The organism is Paenibacillus violae (assembly GCF_032461945.1).
GTDB classification, from domain to species: domain Bacteria; phylum Bacillota; class Bacilli; order Paenibacillales; family NBRC-103111; genus Paenibacillus_E; species Paenibacillus_E violae.
Window position 1 is genome coordinate 1 of sequence record NZ_JAWCUD010000017.1, and the last position, 18,862, is coordinate 18,862.

At 47.9% G+C, this 18,862-nt stretch carries 19 protein-coding genes, 9 tRNA genes and 1 riboswitch; of the genes, 27 read left to right on the plus strand and 1 reads right to left on the minus strand.

The features are described from left to right. Nucleotides 1-49 precede the first annotated feature (49 nt). The 17 genes from RQP52_RS32915 to RQP52_RS32995 all read left to right on the plus strand — a co-directional run bounded on the left by RQP52_RS32915 (nt 50) and on the right by RQP52_RS32995 (nt 7,176). A tRNA-Val gene (locus RQP52_RS32915) sits at nt 50-122 on the plus strand. Between the two features lie 18 nt (nt 123-140). Next, nucleotides 141-217: transfer RNA gene (locus RQP52_RS32920), tRNA-Met, on the plus strand. 30 nt (nt 218-247) lie between these two features. Further along, a tRNA-Asp gene (locus RQP52_RS32925) sits at nt 248-324 on the plus strand. Nucleotides 325-339: 15 nt separating this feature from the next. Beyond that, nucleotides 340-412: transfer RNA gene (locus RQP52_RS32930), tRNA-Lys, on the plus strand. A gap of 17 nt (nt 413-429) precedes the next feature. Beyond that, a tRNA-Leu gene (locus RQP52_RS32935) sits at nt 430-514 on the plus strand. A 145-nt stretch (nt 515-659) separates the two neighbouring features. Continuing rightward, the gene (locus RQP52_RS32940; protein WP_315955759.1) at nt 660-911 is read left to right on the plus strand and encodes a DUF1450 domain-containing protein; all 252 of its coding nucleotides are present in this window, start codon (nt 660-662) and stop codon (nt 909-911) included. A 118-nt stretch (nt 912-1,029) separates the two neighbouring features. Further along, on the plus strand, nt 1,030-1,539 hold the full coding sequence (locus tag RQP52_RS32945) for a ferritin (protein ID WP_315955760.1): 510 nt from the start codon (nt 1,030-1,032) through the stop codon (nt 1,537-1,539). 134 nt (nt 1,540-1,673) lie between these two features. Further along, complete coding sequence (locus RQP52_RS32950; RefSeq protein WP_315955761.1) at nt 1,674-2,300, plus strand: GyrI-like domain-containing protein; 627 nt, start codon at nt 1,674-1,676, stop codon at nt 2,298-2,300. Between the two features lie 49 nt (nt 2,301-2,349). After that, complete coding sequence (locus RQP52_RS32955) at nt 2,350-2,805, plus strand: hypothetical protein (RefSeq protein ID WP_315955762.1); 456 nt, start codon at nt 2,350-2,352, stop codon at nt 2,803-2,805. Between the two features lie 14 nt (nt 2,806-2,819). After that, entirely contained in the window at nt 2,820-3,518 is a 699-nt protein-coding gene (locus tag RQP52_RS32960) for an AIM24 family protein (protein ID WP_315955763.1), read from the plus strand. A gap of 101 nt (nt 3,519-3,619) precedes the next feature. Next, nucleotides 3,620-3,694 (plus strand) — tRNA-Gly (locus RQP52_RS32965). An 8-nt stretch (nt 3,695-3,702) separates the two neighbouring features. After that, a tRNA-Arg gene (locus RQP52_RS32970) sits at nt 3,703-3,779 on the plus strand. Between the two features lie 23 nt (nt 3,780-3,802). Further along, nucleotides 3,803-3,876, plus strand: a tRNA-Pro gene (locus RQP52_RS32975). Between the two features lie 7 nt (nt 3,877-3,883). Further along, nucleotides 3,884-3,954 (plus strand) — tRNA-Gly (locus tag RQP52_RS32980). 261 nt (nt 3,955-4,215) lie between these two features. Next, nucleotides 4,216-5,148 carry an aldo/keto reductase gene (locus RQP52_RS32985; RefSeq protein WP_315955764.1) on the plus strand — a complete coding sequence of 311 codons (933 nt, stop codon included), beginning with the start codon at nt 4,216-4,218 and terminating at the stop codon, nt 5,146-5,148. Nucleotides 5,149-5,291: 143 nt separating this feature from the next. Then, nucleotides 5,292-5,441: riboswitch (cyclic di-AMP (ydaO/yuaA leader) on the plus strand. A gap of 1 nt (nt 5,442) precedes the next feature. Then, nucleotides 5,443-6,348 (plus strand): C40 family peptidase, encoded by a 906-nt coding sequence (locus RQP52_RS32990; protein WP_315955765.1) that lies wholly within the window; start codon nt 5,443-5,445, stop codon nt 6,346-6,348. Nucleotides 6,349-6,516: 168 nt separating this feature from the next. Continuing rightward, the gene (locus RQP52_RS32995; RefSeq protein WP_315955766.1) at nt 6,517-7,176 is read left to right on the plus strand and encodes a hypothetical protein; all 660 of its coding nucleotides are present in this window, start codon (nt 6,517-6,519) and stop codon (nt 7,174-7,176) included. A 77-nt stretch (nt 7,177-7,253) separates the two neighbouring features. Here the strand turns inward: RQP52_RS32995 and RQP52_RS33000 are convergent, their stop codons facing one another. Continuing rightward, the gene (locus tag RQP52_RS33000) at nt 7,254-8,435 is read right to left on the minus strand and encodes a glycosyltransferase (protein WP_315955767.1); all 1,182 of its coding nucleotides are present in this window, start codon (nt 8,433-8,435) and stop codon (nt 7,254-7,256) included. Nucleotides 8,436-8,537: 102 nt separating this feature from the next. Here RQP52_RS33000 and yyaC point away from each other — a divergent pair, with 102 nt between their 5' ends. From yyaC to RQP52_RS33050, 10 genes are all read left to right on the plus strand, one after another. Beyond that, entirely contained in the window at nt 8,538-9,071 is a 534-nt protein-coding gene (gene yyaC / locus RQP52_RS33005; RefSeq protein WP_315955768.1) for a spore protease YyaC, read from the plus strand. 30 nt (nt 9,072-9,101) lie between these two features. Then, nucleotides 9,102-10,904 (plus strand): ABC transporter ATP-binding protein, encoded by a 1,803-nt coding sequence (locus RQP52_RS33010; protein ID WP_315955769.1) that lies wholly within the window; start codon nt 9,102-9,104, stop codon nt 10,902-10,904. 386 nt (nt 10,905-11,290) lie between these two features. Continuing rightward, on the plus strand, nt 11,291-12,271 hold the full coding sequence (locus tag RQP52_RS33015; RefSeq protein WP_315955770.1) for a phosphotransferase enzyme family protein: 981 nt from the start codon (nt 11,291-11,293) through the stop codon (nt 12,269-12,271). 58 nt (nt 12,272-12,329) lie between these two features. Continuing rightward, nucleotides 12,330-12,779 (plus strand): hypothetical protein, encoded by a 450-nt coding sequence (locus RQP52_RS33020; RefSeq protein WP_315955771.1) that lies wholly within the window; start codon nt 12,330-12,332, stop codon nt 12,777-12,779. A gap of 56 nt (nt 12,780-12,835) precedes the next feature. Further along, nucleotides 12,836-13,099, plus strand: coding sequence for a hypothetical protein (locus RQP52_RS33025; RefSeq protein ID WP_315955772.1), 264 nt, complete (start codon nt 12,836-12,838; stop codon nt 13,097-13,099). A 103-nt stretch (nt 13,100-13,202) separates the two neighbouring features. Continuing rightward, nucleotides 13,203-14,090 (plus strand): LysR family transcriptional regulator, encoded by an 888-nt coding sequence (locus tag RQP52_RS33030; RefSeq protein ID WP_315955773.1) that lies wholly within the window; start codon nt 13,203-13,205, stop codon nt 14,088-14,090. Between the two features lie 105 nt (nt 14,091-14,195). After that, a complete protein-coding gene (locus RQP52_RS33035) occupies nt 14,196-14,633 on the plus strand; it encodes a rhodanese-like domain-containing protein (protein ID WP_315955774.1) in 438 nt (145 codons plus the stop codon). Nucleotides 14,634-14,823: 190 nt separating this feature from the next. Continuing rightward, nucleotides 14,824-16,830 carry an AraC family transcriptional regulator gene (locus RQP52_RS33040; RefSeq protein WP_315955775.1) on the plus strand — a complete coding sequence of 669 codons (2,007 nt, stop codon included), beginning with the start codon at nt 14,824-14,826 and terminating at the stop codon, nt 16,828-16,830. Between the two features lie 48 nt (nt 16,831-16,878). Then, nucleotides 16,879-17,343: a helix-turn-helix transcriptional regulator gene (locus RQP52_RS33045; RefSeq protein WP_315955776.1), complete on the plus strand. Its 465-nt coding sequence runs from the start codon at nt 16,879-16,881 to the stop codon at nt 17,341-17,343. Nucleotides 17,344-17,472: 129 nt separating this feature from the next. Continuing rightward, nucleotides 17,473-18,840: an aspartate aminotransferase family protein gene (locus RQP52_RS33050; protein ID WP_315955777.1), complete on the plus strand. Its 1,368-nt coding sequence runs from the start codon at nt 17,473-17,475 to the stop codon at nt 18,838-18,840. Nucleotides 18,841-18,862 lie beyond the last annotated feature (22 nt).

An 18,862-nucleotide genomic window follows, 5' to 3' on the forward strand; every position in this document is an offset into this window, starting at 1 on the left:
GGTAACAGGGGTTCGAGTCCCCTACGGGTCACCATCAAGTAATTCCCATGGAGGCTTAGCTCAGCTGGGAGAGCATCTGCCTTACAAGCAGAGGGTCGGCGGTTCGATCCCGTCAGCCTCCATTTTTCCTTTTTTAACGACGCGGGGTGGAGCAGCTCGGTAGCTCGTCGGGCTCATAACCCGAAGGCCGCAGGTTCAAATCCTGCCCCCGCAACCAACCTCTTGATGAGGTGTTATATTTTAGTGTGGAGCCGTGGTGTAGAGGCCTAACATGCCTGCCTGTCACGCAGGAGACCGCGGGTTCGAATCCCGTCGGCTCCGCCATTTTTTATGAAGTTTGAGTCATTAGCTCAGTTGGTAGAGCACCTGACTTTTAATCAGGGTGTCGTAGGTTCGAATCCTACATGACTCAGTTTTTTTTTGTTTTATGCGGTCATGGCGGAATTGGCAGACGCGCACGGTTCAGGTCCGTGTGGGCTAACCCCCCGTGGAGGTTCGAGTCCTCTTGACCGCATCACCAAGAGCTTTCTTAATTCCTTTTACAGGAGTTAAGGAAGTTCTTTTTTTGCATATCTATTTCTAAATTTCTGTTGACATTGATTATTATTATCACTAATATCATGGTATAGGCGGTAGATATGAGCGGTGGAGGTTATGACATGAAAACGATTAAATACTGCTGCAGAAATGAGAAATTCGGATCCAAACAAATATATAAGTCATTGAAAAATGAATACCCTGATTTGAAGCAAAAGAAGAAGGATTGCCTAGGAAACTGTAAGCATTGCAAGAAAGAGTGCATCGCGATGATCGGCAAAAAGAACTTGATTTGCGCCGCTTCGCCTGACCTACTATATGCTCAACTCAAGCAGATTATTGCTGAATCCAGGGCTGAAACTGTCATGGCCTAAGTACATAATCTTTGTAAAATTTATGACTTCCGTTTGTATTTGTATATGAAGTTCTGGTAATCTTGTATGTATGGGGATTTGCAAAAAATAACCATACAGAAAGGATGTGCAGCACATCATGTTAAAAGATGAACTAACGGAAGCGCTCAATGAGCAGATGAACTATGAATTTTACTCCGCGCACGTCTATTTGGCCATAGCTGGTTATTGTGCAGCAGAAAGCTTGGATGGGTTCTCGAACTTTTTTATCGTTCAAGCGGAAGAAGAGAAATTTCATGCAATGAAGATTTTCAAATTTATTAATGATCGCGGGAAAAAGGTTACTTTCGCCGGCATGGATACGCCTGTGAATGAGTACAAATCGATTCTCGACGCTTTTGAGCATGCATACAAGCATGAGCAGGAAGTCACTAGACGTATTTACCATCTGTCTGATTTGGCTCTCAACGATCGCGAGCATGCGACGATGCAGTTCCTCAAATGGTTTATTGATGAGCAGGTAGAGGAAGAAGCGATGTTCGACAGCATTATTAGCAAGTTGAAACGAATCGACAAAGACAGCAATGCCTTCTTCATGTTGGATGCGGAATTTGCACAGCGCACGTTCACTCCACCAACCGGGGAATAATTACATACGATACTAAGGAAGACCGAAACTTACTTTTTCGCCGTTTACAGCGAAGGGTAGGTTTTTTCTATGTTTACTGACGTATAGCTGTCAGGGTTTCTTTTATATACTGAAAGAAAAAAAGGAAGTGGCGCATGGAAAAGTTAGATTTAGCCAAAGTCTACAAATCCTATTACACAGCTCCGACGAAACCACAGCTAATTGAATTTGGACCTGTTTGGTATGTGACCATCGTAGGAACCGGGGACCCGAATGGAGATGTCTTCGCACAAGCGACTGAAGCGCTCTACACGCTTTCTTACAGTATTAAGGGCATTTATAAGATGGAGGAGAAAGACTTCACTGTGGCCAAGCTGGAGGGCTTGTGGTGGGTAGATGGAGATAGCCGGAACGCGCTCGAGGTGCCGAAGGAGCAGTGGTGTTGGAAACTTATGATCAGGATGCCCGATTATGTTACTTCAGAGAAAGTGGAGGAGGCTCGAGTTAAAGCTTTAGGCAAGAAAAAGGAGCTAGATTTGCTTTCAAGTATTGTATTTGAAAGCTTGCATGAAGGAAGCTGTGTCCAGATGCTGCATATGGGTCCATATGCTTCCGAGCATGAAACGCTAAGTCAAATGTACGAATTTATGGAGACAAGCCATTTAAGCATTAGCGGCCTCCATCATGAAATCTATTTATCTGATCCGAGGAAGATTGATCCTTCGAAAATGAGAACTATTTTGCGTTACCCTGTTAAGGTGGCAGGAGTGGTGAAGGGGTGATTTTTGCTGTAAAATAGAAGAAAATGTCGAGCTGTTGGGAGGGAAGGCGATGCGGACAAGGCATATATCCGTTATTGGTCATGTAATCGGTGTGCTGGTGATTTGGATAGGGCTTATGTACCCTGCCTCTGCAGCCCAAGCCTCCTGGCTCGATAGGGTGAAGGATATCTATCAGCTGCCTGAGAATGTGGAGCAAATTCAGAAAGATTACGAGGCAACGAAACAGCAATTAGAGGAGCAAAAGGACAAGCTCTCGGAAACGATTCGGCATTCGCAGGAAACCGAGGAAAAGCTCCTTCAGCAAAACGAAGCGCTTCAGAAAGAAAATGAACTCCTGCAAGAGCGTTTAAAGGCCATGGAGCAGGTTGCAATAGATAAAGAGAACCGGAATCGGAAGATAACGAATATGGTTATCGCGGTGGTTGTACTTGTAGTGTTGTATTTTGTACTCGGGCGGGTGTTTCGTTATGTGGTCTGGCGGAGGCAGAAGCGTCAAATGAGATAGGAGGTCTGAGAGGCGTGGAAGTTACTTTCGAACATGCAAGCTCACACGCAAAAATGGCCACACTGCGCATCGAGAAGGACGAATCGATCCATGTGCTGCATCCGAGCCAAATCATAGCTTTTCAAGGGAAGTCTGAGCAAAGAGAGGATTCTTTGATGAAGCTGCCCAGCATGTACCGCAAAAAACGTCTGATTCAGTCGCGCGTGTATGGTCCTGCTCAGCTCATGCTAGGCTTGCCAGAAGGCTACAGTATGTCTGTGGTGCCTATTGGCGATGAGGATGATCTTTTGTACGAGTTTCGGCATGTTCTGTTTTATACCAGCGGTGTCAGCTTTACTTCTCACTTACAAAATGTTAAAAATACGCTGATCACGCAAGATCTCGTGAAAATGCAGTTTAAAGGGCCGGGAACGCTGGGACTTTTGACCGCTGGTCCGTTGTATCAGATGGCTTTGGATCCGAAGCAGCCTTTATATGTGGATATTCATTGTCTAATTGCGTATCCTCGGAATGCAGCACTGCGTCTTTGTGTATATGGCAATACATTAGCGAGCCAGCATATGAATTATCATTGGGAGATGACAGGGCAAGGGCATGTGCTGCTGCAGCCATGCAAGCCGGATCGTAAGTTGGATGAGCATATGAAAAATGATAGCTTATTGCGGCGAATTGCAAGGGAAGTGCTGCCTTTTGGCGGTATTTTTATAAAATAAGCGATTGGTAACAAAAAACATTTGCATTTGTTCTGAAATCCTGATATATTATTCCTTGTCGCCTCTGAGAAAGAAATCAAGTGACAAGCAACACATACCGTGCGGAAGTGGCTCAGCGGTAGAGCATCGCCTTGCCAAGGCGAGGGTCGCGGGTTCGATCCCCGTCTTCCGCTCCATATTTTAAGCGCCCTTAGCTCAGCTGGATAGAGTATTTGACTACGAATCAAAAGGTCGGGAGTTCGAATCTCTCAGGGCGCGCCATTTTAATTAAGTTATAAGCGTTTCGGGATGTAGCTCAGCTTGGTAGAGCACCTGCTTTGGGAGCAGGGGGTCGCATGTTCAAATCGTGTCATCCCGATATTTACGCGGGTGTAGTTCAATGGTAGAACTTCAGCCTTCCAAGCTGGTAGCGTGGGTTCGATTCCCATCACCCGCTTCAAACAAGAGATCACCTTGGGGTGATCTTTTTGTTTTGTGCGGGTAAGGGAAGAGAACCCACTAGGGGTTCGACCGTCCGTGAAGACAGCTTGAGTAATCCCGAGTAGGACGCGCAGAGACACGATACAGCTATGGGGACCATCCTAACGAAATGCCCGAGCCCGCACGTTTCTTGGCAAAAGTAGATGAAAGCGGTATACTTGTTTTGTTAACGTGTGCATTATCGTGAGACTATATCAATGAAATGAGGTCGGCGACTATGAAGGCGAAAAAGCTTGGACATGCAGGTTTTGACATCTCAAACATAACTTTTGGCTGTTGGGAGCTTGGAGGCGGCCCCTGGGAGTTCACGAACGACCAAAATAATATCGAGCTCATCCGTAAAGCGTTCGAGCTGGGCATCACAACGTTTGATACAGCTGAAGGCTACGGCAATGGACACTCGGAAGAGATCGTCGGTGCTGCTTTGGCGGATATACGTAAGCAATGCATTATTACGACGAAGGTGAGCAGAAGCAATCTAGCTCCTCAAGATGTAAGAAGATCGGCAGAAAACAGTTTGAACCGTTTGAAGACTGATTACATAGATGTTTATTACATTCACTGGCCAAGTTTTGAGATCCCGGTGCAGGATACGCTTGGTGAATTTGTGAAGCTGAAAGAAGAAGGCTTGATTCGGGCTATCGGCGTTTCGAATTTCTCTTTGGAGCAGCTGAAAGAAGCGGTAAACTATGCGCAAATCGATGTGATTCAGCCGGAATACAGTTTGCTGCACAGAGCTATCGAGCCAGAGATTTTGCCATTCTGCCAGAAACATAACGTTGGTGTAATGAGCTACAGCTCGATCGCCAAGGGGATACTGACAGGCGCGTTCCATCTTCATGGCAGGACGCTGAAAGAGGGAGACTTCCGCAAGGAGAGAAGGCTGTTCCTACCGGAGCATCTGGAGGCGGAGAAAGAGCTTTTAGCTGTCATGAAAGAAATGGCGGATGCCAAGGACGCTAACGTAACACAGATCGCAATTGCTTGGCTGCTGCACCATGAAGCACTTACTTCGGCTATTATAGGGACACAGGATGAGCATCATCTTGAAAATAATATCAAAGCGGTCTCATTGTCATTATCCGATTCAGAGGTAGCAACTTTGAACACAGTCAGTGATCGTGTGCTATCCGTAATTGGCTACTCCTAATCGCAAGCAAAACCACCCTATTGGGTGGTTTTTTTTGCCTATTATCCCGTGTATTCCGTACGCAATATGCGACAAAATCTATTGGTAAAACTTACCGTTTTGCAAAGCTTGTACCTACCAATTAAACTATGCTAGTCTAACATAGACAAAAAATGCCGAATCTTGGAGCATCGCAAGCTCTGGTACGGGGGACTTCTTTATTTGGGGTGAATGAGCGCTGCTAGCTGAGCGTACTAGGGAAAACCTCTTCCCGAACCCGTCAACTAACCTCGGAGGCGTCAAGGAGGCAAGGTTTTGAAATCTTTTTCTTCACGTCTTATTTGTTCATGCGCACTATTATGCGCCGCAGTACCGATGTTTACAGCACACTCCGCTCAGGCTGCATCCACGCCTACGGACAGCCCTGTCAAGGTGCAAGTCAATGATGAGCTGCTGAAGTTTCCGGAAGTTCAGCCTTATATTGATAACAAGGGCATCATGCAAGTTCCACTCCGAGTGCTATCTGAGAAGCTGGGCTATCAGGTGAGCTGGGAGAAGCAAGAGGACCAAATCGAGGTCACACTGGTTAACAAACAGCAGTCCATCTTACTTATTACAGAGCAGCAACAAGCGCTTGTGAACAGTAAGAAGATCAGTTTGGAAAGCAGTCCAACCGTGTACCAAGGGAATACATATGTTCCACTGCGTTTCATCACGGAAACCTTCGGTTCGCCAATTGAATGGAATGAAGCCAATCAGATTGCGATTGTGGATGTGGATGGAAAATCACACAAGCCAGCCTGGATTGCGCCGCCACCACCACCAGCACCTAAGGTTGTAGCCGCGGCCGCTCCCGTTGTTCCGTCAGTGAGTGAGCAAATTATTCAGACGGCAAACTCCTATATGGGCGTGCCTTATGTATGGGGTGGGACGACGCCGAGAGGATTTGATTGCTCCGGTTTTGTGCGATTCTTGTTTCAAGCGAAGGGGATCGATTTGCCCCGTACGTCAGCGGAGATGCACAGTGAAGCAGGTACGAAAGTGACGGATTTGAAAGCCGGAGATTTGGTATTTTTTGCTTCAAAAACAGTGAATCACGTAGGCATTTATCTTGGCAACGATCAATTCATTTCAGCGACTACATCCAGAGGCGTGGCTGTGGATAGCCTTTCGAGCGCTTATTGGAGCGCAAGGTATGTCGGAGCGAGAAGAGTTCTGTAAGGATAGGACTATCGAACACTTGTTTCTATGTTCTTTCGAATGAAAGGCATAGAAGGCAGGTGTTTTTTTTCGTTCGCACAATCATGCGATTTTTATCGAAATTTTATGGTTTTTAGCCTATAATGAAGAAATGTTTGGAAGAAAGAAAGAGCAGGTGAACACGAGCGCATGCAATTAAGTGTCTGGAAGAGTTGGTTTCATAAAAAGAGACATTCGAGTGTAGCAGATAGCATGTATACCGTGGATAAGGGACCTGCAATGCCAGATGAGGTCAGGGAAGTTATTCAGCAGTTTTTCCGTACATACAATCATTTCAAAGGGGCCAGAAGCCTGCAAACGGATACGTTTATCAAAGAAGTATTTTATGCAACGAAGCAGGATCCGAGAGATCAGCGAACAGTTGAAGAAATGGAAGCCTATATTCAACACAAGAATGTGCTGCGATTGCGCTTGAAATCTTATGTAGTCGATGAGTATCTTAGTCTAGGCGAAAAAATATGTATGATTGGTGTTACGAGGGAATTTAGCAACAATCACAAGAATCGCGTCTTGTATTTTCTCATTAAAGAAAACGATTCCTGGAAGTTTCACCATATCGCAAGGTCGCATCATGGCACCATTTTAGATAAATTTCAAATTAAAGAACAAACAGGTTTCGTCGTAGGCAACGATAAAGCCGCGCTCCTGTTCCTTACACACTCCAGTTCGTTAGATGCCTCCACGTTTATTACGGGAGATTATGTGCATGCGGAGGGGTATTTGGAAGTGGAACAAGAGTCGAGCAGCCATTTGTATTATAGGGTTGTGCGAATGAATCGTGTTCACTAGAACGATAAGATGATGCCACAAACCGTGAGGGTAAGCTTTGCTCTATCGAGTAACGCTTATTTGGCGTTTGTCCAAGGTTACCTTTTACTTCTTTTAAGTTCACGAAGCGAATAAAAAGTGCCTCTCCAGTAAATGCCGCCTTGTTTCCAAGTAAGCCAAACGGAGCGAACGATTGTATAAACAAGCAGTGAAGCGCTGACCGGAAGCAGATAGGCCGAATCACCTCTAAGACTCATTAATCGGGACATTAGCTTGCGATAGAGCCAGATTTGCAGGATAACCGCAACCGCATAGACGGCTCCGCGCCAATCCCAGAGGAAGAGGAGGCCAAGCCAGGGGCATATAAAAAAGCCGATCTGTCCCAAACAAGCTAGCAATGCGACCATATAGCTGTAACGAAAGCCGGAAAACAGGTTTTTTTCCAGTCCAATTACCGCATCTTTGAGCGAACGGTACCATTCCACTTGAAGCAGGTGTTTGGCAGACAGCACTCTTTGGCGATAACCTGCTCTTTTGAGGAAGATACCTAACTGTAGATCATCGTCAGGTCGTAAAGCGATCGCTTTATGCATGCCAATCGCTTCGTAGGCGCTCCGGCTTACCATATTAAAGGCTCCGATACCGATGCCCGGTCCTTTCGCGTTGTCGATATTCGCACGCCAAGGTCGAACGAACAAAGAAAATGAGAACAGAAAGAAATGGACGAATCCTTTGAGTAAAGCGCCTCTCGCAAACATATTGGGGGTCAGCGTGAGATGGTGCACATCCTGTTCCTTCATATAGGTGACTGCGTCGGTTATCGTACCGGGAGCGAAAAGAATATCCGCATCTGTAAAAAGCAAATACTGCCCTCTAGCCTGGAGATACCCTTGGTATAGCGCATGGTTTTTGCCAAGCCAACCATCCGGCAGATGCGTGATGTGAATGATTTGCAGTTTGGTACGGATGTCCTGCTTACCTTCCGACCACTTGCGCAGTTCCTCCAACCGGACACCGGTAGCATCCCGAGATCGATCATTCACGGCAATGATCTCGAGGCGCGGGTAATTTTGGGAAAGCAGATGCTTGACGGTTTCGCGGATTGTCGTTTCCTCTTCTTTGGCTGCGATGATAACGGATACGAGCGGTGGCTTGTCCGAGAAAGGAGTGAGCGGAGACTTAGGCAGCGTTCGCAGGTTGGGCAAACCTTTTAACACATCCACAGTGGCGTATAACCAATACAGGAGGGTCAGAAGAGCGATGATGCCGAGAGTGGACACAGGATACCTCCTTATGGAAGAATAGAAGTTGATCGCATTATATCATTCATCCTTGGTAGGGGGAAATTTTTGCTGGAAGCTTGTAAGAGGAGGTAATGATGGATGGGGGAAACGTTGGACAAAAGGGAGCAATTTTGGAAAAAAATGAATGGCGAGCAGTTGGCTTCCTTTCTTGCAACCATTGGAAAATCGTCTGAGTTGGAGCCAAGCGCGCTCTTTTTTGTATGTATCGGGACGGATCGATCAAGCGGCGATGCTTTGGGCCCGTTAGTAGGCAGCAAGCTCGTTCAGTTTGGATATCCTCATGTTATAGGGACGTTGGAAGCACCTTGCGATGCCAGTAATATCGCGGCGCGTCTGCAGGAAATCCCGCAGGGCCATGTCGTTATTGCGATAGATGCTTGTTTGGGTCAAAAGCTATCGGTTGGCATGTACCAAGTATCGAATCAGCCCCTGGCGCCAGGGAAGTCGGTTGGCAAAGATTTACCGCAGGTTGGCGATTATACAATTGCCGCTATTGTTAATGTGGATGGCCCTAGGCAGTATAACATTTTGCAAACGACGTCGCTTTACAGGGTTATGAATATGGCGGATGAAGTGGTGAAAGCGATTCGGCATGCATTTCCCCTTGCATAGACAGTTAAAGTAACAGAATGGAGGATGAAAATGGCACCAGGCGATATGAGGCGTCTATCCGATAGGGACCGGCCTAAAGCGAAATTGAAGGATGTGTCGGTTAAAAGAATTCTGTCCTTATTCCGAGGATACTGGGGACAACTGTTAGGCATTATCGGATTGGCGCTGCTTGCAGCAGTGGTCGGATTGATTCCCCCTTTGGTCATGAAGGAGATCATTGACCAGGCGATTCCGCAAGGAAGTATGAAGCTGCTGGCCGAGATGGCAATGCTCATGCTGCTGCTTCCAGTCGTGAGCGGTGTGCTGGGCGTATGGCAAAATCACCTCAATACCAAAGTAACGCAAGGGGTTATCCGGGATTTGGGGCTGTCTTTGTTTCAAAATTTGCAGCGCCAGTCGATGGCGTTCTACACGGATGCCAGATCGGGCGAAATCGTACAGCGGATTACGGGGGATGTCCAAGCTGTTCAAGGGGTGGTAACCTCCCTTGTGGTTTCTTCCATCACCCAGCTTGTCATCGTTGCGACAACGATTGGGATTTTGTTTGCCCTGGATTGGAAATTGGCCATTATCGCTGTGCTGATTCTTCCTCTTTTCATGATGCCGGTTAAAAAGGTTTCCAAGCTGCGCAAGGCGCTTCGCATCGAAACACAAAAGGTGAGGTCCGATATTTCCTCGCAGCTGAGTGAAAACTTCGGTATCTCCGGCGCTTTGTTGACCCGTATTTTTGGCAGGGAGCGGCAGCAGGAGGCTGAATTCAAGGCGATGAACCAGAAGGTGATGGATCTGGAGCTGCGGCTCAATCTGGTCGGCCGATGGTTCGGGATGGCGACGAGCACGCTCGGGCCGCTCGGTACAGCCATTATTTACTTGTATGGCGGGTACTCGGTTATTTCCGGCACCATGTCACTTGGGGCGATTGTTGCTTTCTCGGCCTATCTCGGCAGACTGTATATGCCTGTAGGCACACTACTGAACCTACAGGTAGAAGTTGGGACGGCGCTGGGCGTATTTCAGCGCATTTTTGAATACCAGGACATGGTGCCCGATGTCATGGATGCTCCTGATGCGCGGCCGCTGAGCCAAGTGGCGGGGCGAGTGGCTTATAAGCAAGTTTCCTTCGCTTATAAGCCAGGGCAGTACGCGCTGCGGGACGTCACGTTCGAGGCGCAGCCGGGCGAAATGATCGCGCTCGTCGGGCCGAGCGGCGCCGGCAAATCGACGCTGATCGGCATGATCGCGCGGCTGTACGACCCGACGGAGGGGATCGTCGAGGTCGACGGCGTGAACGTCCGCGACGTAGGGCTTGCCTCGCTGCGCGAGCAAATCGCGTACGTGACGCAGGAATCGTTTCTGTTCCACGCGACGATTGGCGACAACCTGCGCTTCGCGCGGGAGGACGCTACGCGTGAGGAGATGGAGGCCGCGTGCCGCCAGGCCTACATCCACGATTTCATCGTGTCGCTCCCCGAAGGGTACGACACGATGGTTGGCGAGCGCGGGCACCGGCTCTCCGGCGGCGAGCGCCAACGGATCGCGATTGCTCGCGCGATCCTGAAGCGCCCGCGCATCCTCATCCTCGATGAGGCGACGTCGCACTTGGACTCGGAATCCGAGTCCTATGTGCAGGCGGCGCTCGAGGAGCTGATGCAAGGGCGCACGACGCTCGTGATCGCGCACCGGCTCTCCACGGTGCTGGCCGCCGATCACATTCTGGTGATCGAAGCGGGCAGCGTCGTGGAGCGGGGCACGCACCGCGAGCTGTTGGCTCTTGACGGGCTGTACGCGCGGCTGTACAGCACGCAGTTCGCCAAGACGGAAGAAGAGGCGTAGGGGACAGCCCTGCCCTGCCCTGGAAGGTCTGGAAAGATCTTTCGGGTTTTTTTTGTGTTTTGAAGAGAAGGGGAGCGCGAAGGTAGGGGAACTATGGCCCTCTATTTTGGCCGGGACCAGCGATTTGGCTTTGGGGTGGGAACTACGGTCCCCTATTTTGCTGTTCTCTGAGCTGGATATGCCTTCTTGGGCGAGAATAGGGTCCTGTAGTTCCACTTCACGAGGGAAACATGCCGATTTTGCCCAAATAACGGTCTGTAGTTCCCTTCGGCTATCCAACGGTTGCACAGAAGAGACACTTAATGTGGAGATTGCAGGATTTGGTGCATAAACCGCTAACTATAGGATATTCCCACATGTCGGTGAGAGGACAAGGAGTAAAAACGATGGTCGAGATTAACCAGGTGCTGGAGGAGATCGTAAGCGATATTTATGAGAAGTTTGGTAGGAGCGTTACGGATGCTTGCCGGCTTAATAGAGGTTGGCTGAATGTGAAATGGCGGTTTACGACGGATCATGGTCCTGCATTCGTTAAGTTTTATCATCCGGATCGGTATAAGCTGCATGTACCGGAGAAAAGGAGAAAGATAGAGTTGACTCTATCTTTGCAGCAGCGACTGCATGAGTCAGGTTTGTCTTGTCCAGAGGTTTATGCCTCCTCAGAGGGAGTGTTCATGCATGAGACCTCGGCTGGTCACCATTATGTGATCATGAACTGGGTGGAGGGGAATGTTCCAATTCCCGGTAGCATGGGCCATTCTCATATGGTTGATTTGGGTAAAACAACAGGCCATATGCATCAACTGCTTCAGAAGGTTCCGCTAGCCAAACAAGCATGGAAACCGGATCAAGCAGCATGTCTGAAGGAGCTTCAAGCTAACCTGGAGCAAGCGATTCAGAACAATAACCTGCGACTGACTGCCTTGCTGGAAAAGGCGATCAGGAACATTCAGACGCTGGATTTTGAACGTTTTTCGGAGTGCCCGGTCGGCTGGCTGCACTGGGATCTGTGGGCGGATAATCTGCTGCTAGATGCGGAGGGGATAGCGGCGATCGTCGATTTTGACCGAATGGATGTGGCTTATCCAGAAATTGATATCGCTCGAGCTGTGTTGTCCGGTGCATGGGAGGTTGGCGGGATTCGAGTGGATACGGTTCATGCTTTTTTACATGGGTATCGGGAGCATGCTGAGGCGCCTAAGGGAAAACTTCTGCGGGCTGTTCAGATGCTGTATTTAATTGAATCCGTTTGGTGGCTTCGTACGGAGATTTATGAGGAGACTGGCGTCCCGGCGCGGTTTTTGCAGGAGATGGAGTGGCTGACTGAGCAGTGGGACAAGCTGCCGGAATTAATTGGGCACTTGTAGTAAACATCCATGATCTGCACAAGCTAACTGCAAATAAGTAGAATGTGAGGTTGTTATTTTGAAAATACTTATGTGCATTTGGATGGTTGTCCTCCTGTTGAGTGCCAGTTATAATCCAGTTTCAGCAGCTGACGGGGCAGAAGCGTTTGATATTCAGAAGGGTGAGGTCGTGAAGATTATTCCCCACTCGGCCAAACTGCAGAGCGAAGTAGAGAAGTGGCTAGCAGCGATTGAAGGTCCTGTAGGTTCTATGAACATTGAGCCAGATAGTGGAATAGCTATTAAAATTGAGCTTGCGCCCCCTTTGAAAATCAACAATCCATGGCTTAAGGGAACGGTCACGCAAGTTGTCTTATTTGTAAGTCAGTCGGATACATACACTCCAAAGCTTTTAATTTTTACACAGGAAAATAATACGCTCGCAATGACGCTTAAGTATGATTTACATACATTCTTCATTAGGAATAATCTTTACCACCCACAGCTAAACCTGTCCATGCCAAACTAGAACTCTTGCATACGATATAGGGAATCGTATTTCTAGTAGGAAGCGGGTGAGGTTCCGTGAAAAAAACGCAGGCAGCTAGATTGGAAAATCAGGTGTATTCCAATCGGGTGGCGAGATCGGAGTTCGATAAAAACTGGCGGACGGTGATAAGCAGAGGTGGGTATATCATCTATATTGCGACGGCTAATCAGGCCAAAGTGACCGTTTTGCTGAATAACGGGTCAAGCAAATTAATTACCTTCAATAAAGGCGGCAGGGTGTTGGTTGGTTCTGGGGGCGTTAGTCATTATAGTAAACCCCATTTTGCCAAAGACCTTTAAATAGAAGTAGGAAGATGAAGGCTGCCGAGGTTCGGTGGCTTTTTTTACGCCCAGATATGGTACGATGTAAATAATATGTTTGCAGGAAGAGAGGTCATCCATAGTGGAATTAACGTATTTAAAAACCTTTCGAGAAGTAGCCAAATGGGGCAGCTACACACGCGCAGCGGAAGTGCTTGGGTATGCGCAGTCGAGTATTACGACTCAAATTCAAAAGCTGGAGGAAGCTTACGGTGCCGTTCTTGTAGAACGGTTCGGAAGAAGTATGAAGCTGACGCTTGCCGGCGAGGCGCTTTTGCAATATGCCAACGACATTTACAGGCTCCATGAGGAGTCTAAGGAGGTCGTTTCTCGGCAGTCCAAAGGCATACTGTCCATTGGAACGATAGAAACGTTAGCCGCTTTTTTCCTTCCGCCGCATCTTCAGACGTACCGCCAGCATTTCCCGGAAATCAATGTGATGATTCAACCGGGCAATGAGCCTTTCATTATTGAAGCTGTAAAAGAGGGGGCCCTTGATGTGGGCATCATTTTGGATCCGCCTTTTAGCGATCCTGAGCTTTATTGCCGCATTTTAAGGGAGGAAGAGTTGGTTATCATCGCTAGTCCTGCGCACAAATTTGCCGGTGTCAACGGCGTACAGATCGGAGATTTGGAGAAAGAATCGTTAATTCTAACGGAAGAGGGCTGTACATACAGGGCCATGCTGCTTAGGACACTCAAAAGTAATCAAATTCCCTTTTCATTGTCTTACGAGTTCGGAAACCTGGAAGCAATCAAGCAGTGCGTCATGTACGGTCTTGGCATTGCGTTATTGCCGCGCATCGTTGTTGCTGAGGATATTCAGAAAGGCCGGCTCACCGCGGTTCCGCTTGTTCATCCGGATTTTAAATTCTATACGCAGCTTATTTATTCGAAGAAAAAATGGCAGTCCAAAGCATTTACCGGCTTCTTAGACGTTCTCGGTGCATCCAATTATCAGAATGAATGAAGTATAGTATCGATTTCTATCGATAACTCCATGGTTTAGGAACGTGTTATAGTCAATTCAAGTCATTCAGCGATTGAAAATAACACTCAAATGGAGGTCTTCATTATGAACAAACAACCCTTAATTTCACTAGTCCTGGAAACACCTGCTGCTTCACCGGAGGCTGTACATCGCCATTTTATGAATAAATTAGCGGTCGAAACGGATGTAGCGGATGTGCGCTATGACATGCAGCATGGGATCAATGATTTCTTGCTGATTGATGTGAGGAGCAGTAAGGCGTATACGGAATGTCATATCCCCGGTGCAATCAATGTGCCGTCAAACCAGATCAATGAGGAGACGACCGCTGCATTTTCCAAAGACCAAGTGATTGTTGTCTACTGCTGGGGGCCAGCATGCAATGGAGGTACGAAAGGCGCAGCCCGTTTATCTGGACTTGGATTTAAAGTGAAAGAAATGTTAGGCGGAATTGAGTATTGGCGCAAAGAAGGAAACGAGGTAGAGGGCACATTGGGGCAAGCGGCTCCATTGATTGGATAGTATTATAACCGGAAAAAAGGCACTTCCTCGGTCATTTGATGACTTTGGGGGCGCCTTTTTCTTTTCTGATTGGAGGGGAATGGATATAAAGGGTTTTTTAGATAAAACAATTGATATTGATTATCAGTATCAATATAATAAAGTTATTGAATAGGTAATCACCCAACAAATACCAGGAGGTGAACGGATATTGTCTTTTCAGGAGCAAATCTTGCTTTGGAATCATGCGGCGCTGAAAGTGTTGGACGTACGTCGTACGACTATGCAGCCAGGTGAAAGTATACATGGTTATCAGCTTCCGGCGAGTGTATTTCTGTATGCATCTCGGGGAAGGGCACAGTTGCTGCTTGATCATACGGTGTATTCAGCGGATAGATGTCATGTTTGTCATGCGGGCAAGGGCACTTTTCTTGATATTGTCAATGTTATGGAGACTTTTGAGTATTTTATGGTGTTCTATAAAGCCGTTCTGGCGCTTCCTGCCAGGAAAGATCTGCTGCGACTGCAGGAGAAAAGCAATCCATTTAAATTGCAGTTTGGATTCATGCCGCAGCATTCGCTCTCCTTGTTTCTGCAGATGGAAGAAATGCACCAACAATGGATACAGCTTGGCGCATTGGAAAAGTTCCATGTCAAAGCGTTATTTCACCGTTTTGTCTATGAGATGCTGCAGCAATTACAGGAGCAGGGCGGCGAAATGACAGGCCCAGAGCCTGTCGGTCAAGCGATTCGCTATATGCAGGAACGTTATGCGGAGCAAATTACGCTGCAGGGATTGGCGGAGCTGCTGGACTGCAACGGACGACAACTGCAGCGGCTATTCAAAGCGCAGGTCAGCATGGGGCCAATGGAATATTTGATGCAGGTCCGATTGGGGAAAGCGAAATCGCTTCTGCAACACACAGACGTACCGATTACCGAAATTGCAGAGGATGTTGGATATGCGGACAGTTACTATTTTAGCCGAATATTTAAAAAGCATGTTGGCGTCTCTCCACGCCGATTTAGGGAGAAGTCGGGTCAGGCTGATTTCCGTCGTCAAAATCCATTGGTTTTGTCGCATTTTCCTATTGTTCCCAGTAAATTGCAAACGTATAGTGGGTTAGGTGAGGATGAATATCATTATCAAAATCTGGGTGGAGGTATGACGTCCTATGCCAACTCAAGTCCAAAGTCTTCTATTGCCATTGGCTTCATGATGACGCTTGCCTTGCTCCTTAGTGTATGTTCAGGACCGGCCGCTGTGAGCGCTCAGGCAGACGGGAGTTCAGTTTATACAAAAAGAGCTTTGGTACAGTCTACGGCAGTAGTCGGAGGGACGTCAGAGTCGACTGCTATGGCTTCTGTACAGACAACTCGTACGATCACACATCTTAAAGGCGAACTGCCCCTGGACAAAATACCCGAAAAAATTGTTGTACTCGATGCGCAATATATCGATCAGTTGTTGGCGCTTGGCACACAGCCCGTTGGCACGGTGATTGCTACATCGGATGTTTCGGAATTCCCCGCCTATCTTTCACATCAGCTGAGTGGCATCCAATTGATGGGGACTAAGGAGAAGCCTGACCTCCAAGCGATTAGGCTGGCAGAGCCCGATCTTATTATTTGCACGGAGTTTCAGGCGCATAAATATGACGAGCTTGCTCAGATGGCGCCGACGCTGCTGCTGGATCGGAATGCGGATTGGCGTTCTACGCTTCAAACATTCGGGCAGATTTTGGACAAAGAGCAAGAGGTTCCTTACGTATTAGCCTCCTATGAGCATAAGATAGCTACTCTGCAGGCTGCGTTGGCAAGCAAGTTAGGCGGCGAGACAGTTGCTTTAATCAGACCGCGCGATTATCAGATTCGGCTTCATACGATTGCACATCGCACAGCGGATATCCTGTACGGAGATCTAGGGATTCAAGCCCCGGATTGCGCTAAGGATAAGGAGAGTTCCAGCAAGTGGATTTCCCTGGAGTCGCTTCAACATGTTGATCGCTTACTAGTTTTAACTGACGATTCCAACAAAGAACTGATTAGTGAATATCAGAAATCCGAAGAGTGGCAGCGTCTAAGGGCCGTACAAGCCAATCAAGTGTACTCCGTTAATACAACAATGTGGATCGGATATTACGGTCCTATTGCCATCGATCTTATCTTGGATGAGATAGCAGAAGCTTTCCTGCAAGAAAATTTGCCGACGGTATAGAGATACTAGTGTGAGAGTCACCTACTATATACGGATGGAGAAGAGAATATGACCTTAACCAAAGTGCGATTGACGATCGATTCCAGTGCGGAGGATGAATTGGCACGTGCTAAACTGATCGATTTGCATCAAATTGTCGTTGATCAGGTGATGCGACTCAAGATAAATGAATCGGTGAAAGTCACGATTGAATATGGGGGAGCCGATCTGGAAGATCGGCTTTCTTCGCGAACGGTGGCTAATGGCGAGAATGATGGGGATGAACCGCAAAGCGGGAAAATGGAAAGCTTGAGTGAGAGGCAGCGGCAAATCGCCGAGATGCTCTGCAACCATTATTCGATTAAACGAATTGCGAAAGAGCTTTATGTAAGTGTAAATACCGTCAAGAAACATATTCAGAATATGAAAAAAGCACTTAATATCGATGTTTCGGGCGCAGATTTTATTTATACGGTGAAGAAGATACTTCAATATGGGGGCAGTGAGAGTAAGGTGATGCTTCAATCGGAGTAGTGATATTATCTGATCGGAGAATTTACGGTATTCGGACTTGTTTGGTATGCTAATTATGTTAAATGATAATGATTATCATTATTATGTAGATAACATCAAATAAACAAGATCTGAAGGAGTGAAGCAATAATGGTTAATCTTACTGTCACGAAACAGTCCCAAAATACGCGCTATCTCGAAAGCCAATCGCAGCGGGAATCCAATGCGAGATCGTATCCTAGAAGGCTTCCGATTGCGATACAAGAAGCGGAGGGAATTTACGTAAAAGATATGGACGGCAAGGTGTACTACGATTGCCTTGCAGGAGCCGGGACGCTTGCGCTCGGTCACAATCATCCTGTGGTCGTTGACGCGATCAAGCAAATGCTGGACAGCAAGCGACCGCTGCACACGCTGGATTTGACGACTCCGCTCAAGGAGCAATTCGTGGATGAGCTGTTTGCCAGTTTGCCGGAGGAATTCGCCAAGAACGCACGCATCCAGTTCTGCGGTCCAACAGGCGGAGACGCCATCGAAGCTGCGATTAAACTTGTCAAAACGGCTACAGGCAACCGCAGCATCTTGTCCTTCCAAGGCGGATACCACGGATCAACCCATGCGGCCATGAGCCTAAGCGGAACGCTTGGGCAAAAAGAAAAGGTGAACGGCCTGATTCCGGATGTACACTTCATGCCATACCCCTATGCCTATCGCTGCCCTTTTGGCGTCGGCGGAGAACAGACACATGAGCTTTCCTCCCGCTATATCGAAAATTTACTCGACGATCCCGAAAGCGGCATTGTTTCTCCGGCCGGCATGATTTTTGAGGTCGTGCAAGGCGAAGGCGGGTCTATCCCTGCACCTGTGGAATGGCTTCGCGAAATGAGGAGAATTACGCAAGAGCGGAATATTCCACTCATTATTGATGAGGTGCAAACAGGGCTTGGCAGGACCGGTAAGCTGTTTGCTTTCGAGCATGCCGGCATCATTCCGGATGTGCTGGTGCTGTCCAAAGCGATTGGCGGAAGCTTGCCTCTTTCAGTCGTCATTTATAACAGCAAATTGGATGTATGGAAGCCAGGCGCGCATATCGGCACGTTCCGGGGCAATCAGATGGCGATGGCGGCAGGCCTGGCTACACTGAAGTTCATTAAGGAGCATGACGTACCAGGTAATGTAGAGAAGCTTGGCCAACATCTGCGCAATCATTTAAACGAGTTGAAACTTGATGTGAACTGTATCGGAGATGTGCGTGGAAGAGGCTTAATGGTCGGCGTAGAAATCGTCAACGCGAAAGCAGCGTTGGATCAGCTTGGCCATTATCCCCAGTATCCCGAGTTGGCTAGAAGGATACAGCAGGAGTGTTTCAACAGGGGGCTGATCCTAGAAGTCGGAGGCCGACATTCTTCCGTCATGCGGTTCTTGCCACCGCTGATCGTCACGCAGCAGCAATTGGATGAAATTGCGCGTCTGTTCAGTGAAGCTGTTCATGCGGCCTGCGCTGCTTTGGATGCGTGAGCGGAGCGGTAGAGAGAGGAGA

Coding starts and splice junctions, on each gene's coding strand:
- RQP52_RS33015 (WP_315955770.1), top strand. CDS start 11,291: ATGGTCGAGATTAACCAGGTGCTGGAGGAGATCGTAAGCGATATTTAT.
- RQP52_RS32940 (WP_315955759.1), top strand. CDS start 660: ATGAAAACGATTAAATACTGCTGCAGAAATGAGAAATTCGGATCCAAA.
- RQP52_RS32950 (WP_315955761.1), top strand. CDS start 1,674: ATGGAAAAGTTAGATTTAGCCAAAGTCTACAAATCCTATTACACAGCT.
- yyaC (WP_315955768.1), top strand. CDS start 8,538: ATGGGGGAAACGTTGGACAAAAGGGAGCAATTTTGGAAAAAAATGAAT.
- RQP52_RS32985 (WP_315955764.1), top strand. CDS start 4,216: ATGAAGGCGAAAAAGCTTGGACATGCAGGTTTTGACATCTCAAACATA.
- RQP52_RS32945 (WP_315955760.1), top strand. CDS start 1,030: ATGTTAAAAGATGAACTAACGGAAGCGCTCAATGAGCAGATGAACTAT.
- RQP52_RS32955 (WP_315955762.1), top strand. CDS start 2,350: ATGCGGACAAGGCATATATCCGTTATTGGTCATGTAATCGGTGTGCTG.
- RQP52_RS33035 (WP_315955774.1), top strand. CDS start 14,196: ATGAACAAACAACCCTTAATTTCACTAGTCCTGGAAACACCTGCTGCT.
- RQP52_RS32995 (WP_315955766.1), top strand. CDS start 6,517: ATGCAATTAAGTGTCTGGAAGAGTTGGTTTCATAAAAAGAGACATTCG.
- RQP52_RS33045 (WP_315955776.1), top strand. CDS start 16,879: ATGACCTTAACCAAAGTGCGATTGACGATCGATTCCAGTGCGGAGGAT.
- RQP52_RS33010 (WP_315955769.1), top strand. CDS start 9,102: ATGGCACCAGGCGATATGAGGCGTCTATCCGATAGGGACCGGCCTAAA.
- RQP52_RS33050 (WP_315955777.1), top strand. CDS start 17,473: ATGGTTAATCTTACTGTCACGAAACAGTCCCAAAATACGCGCTATCTC.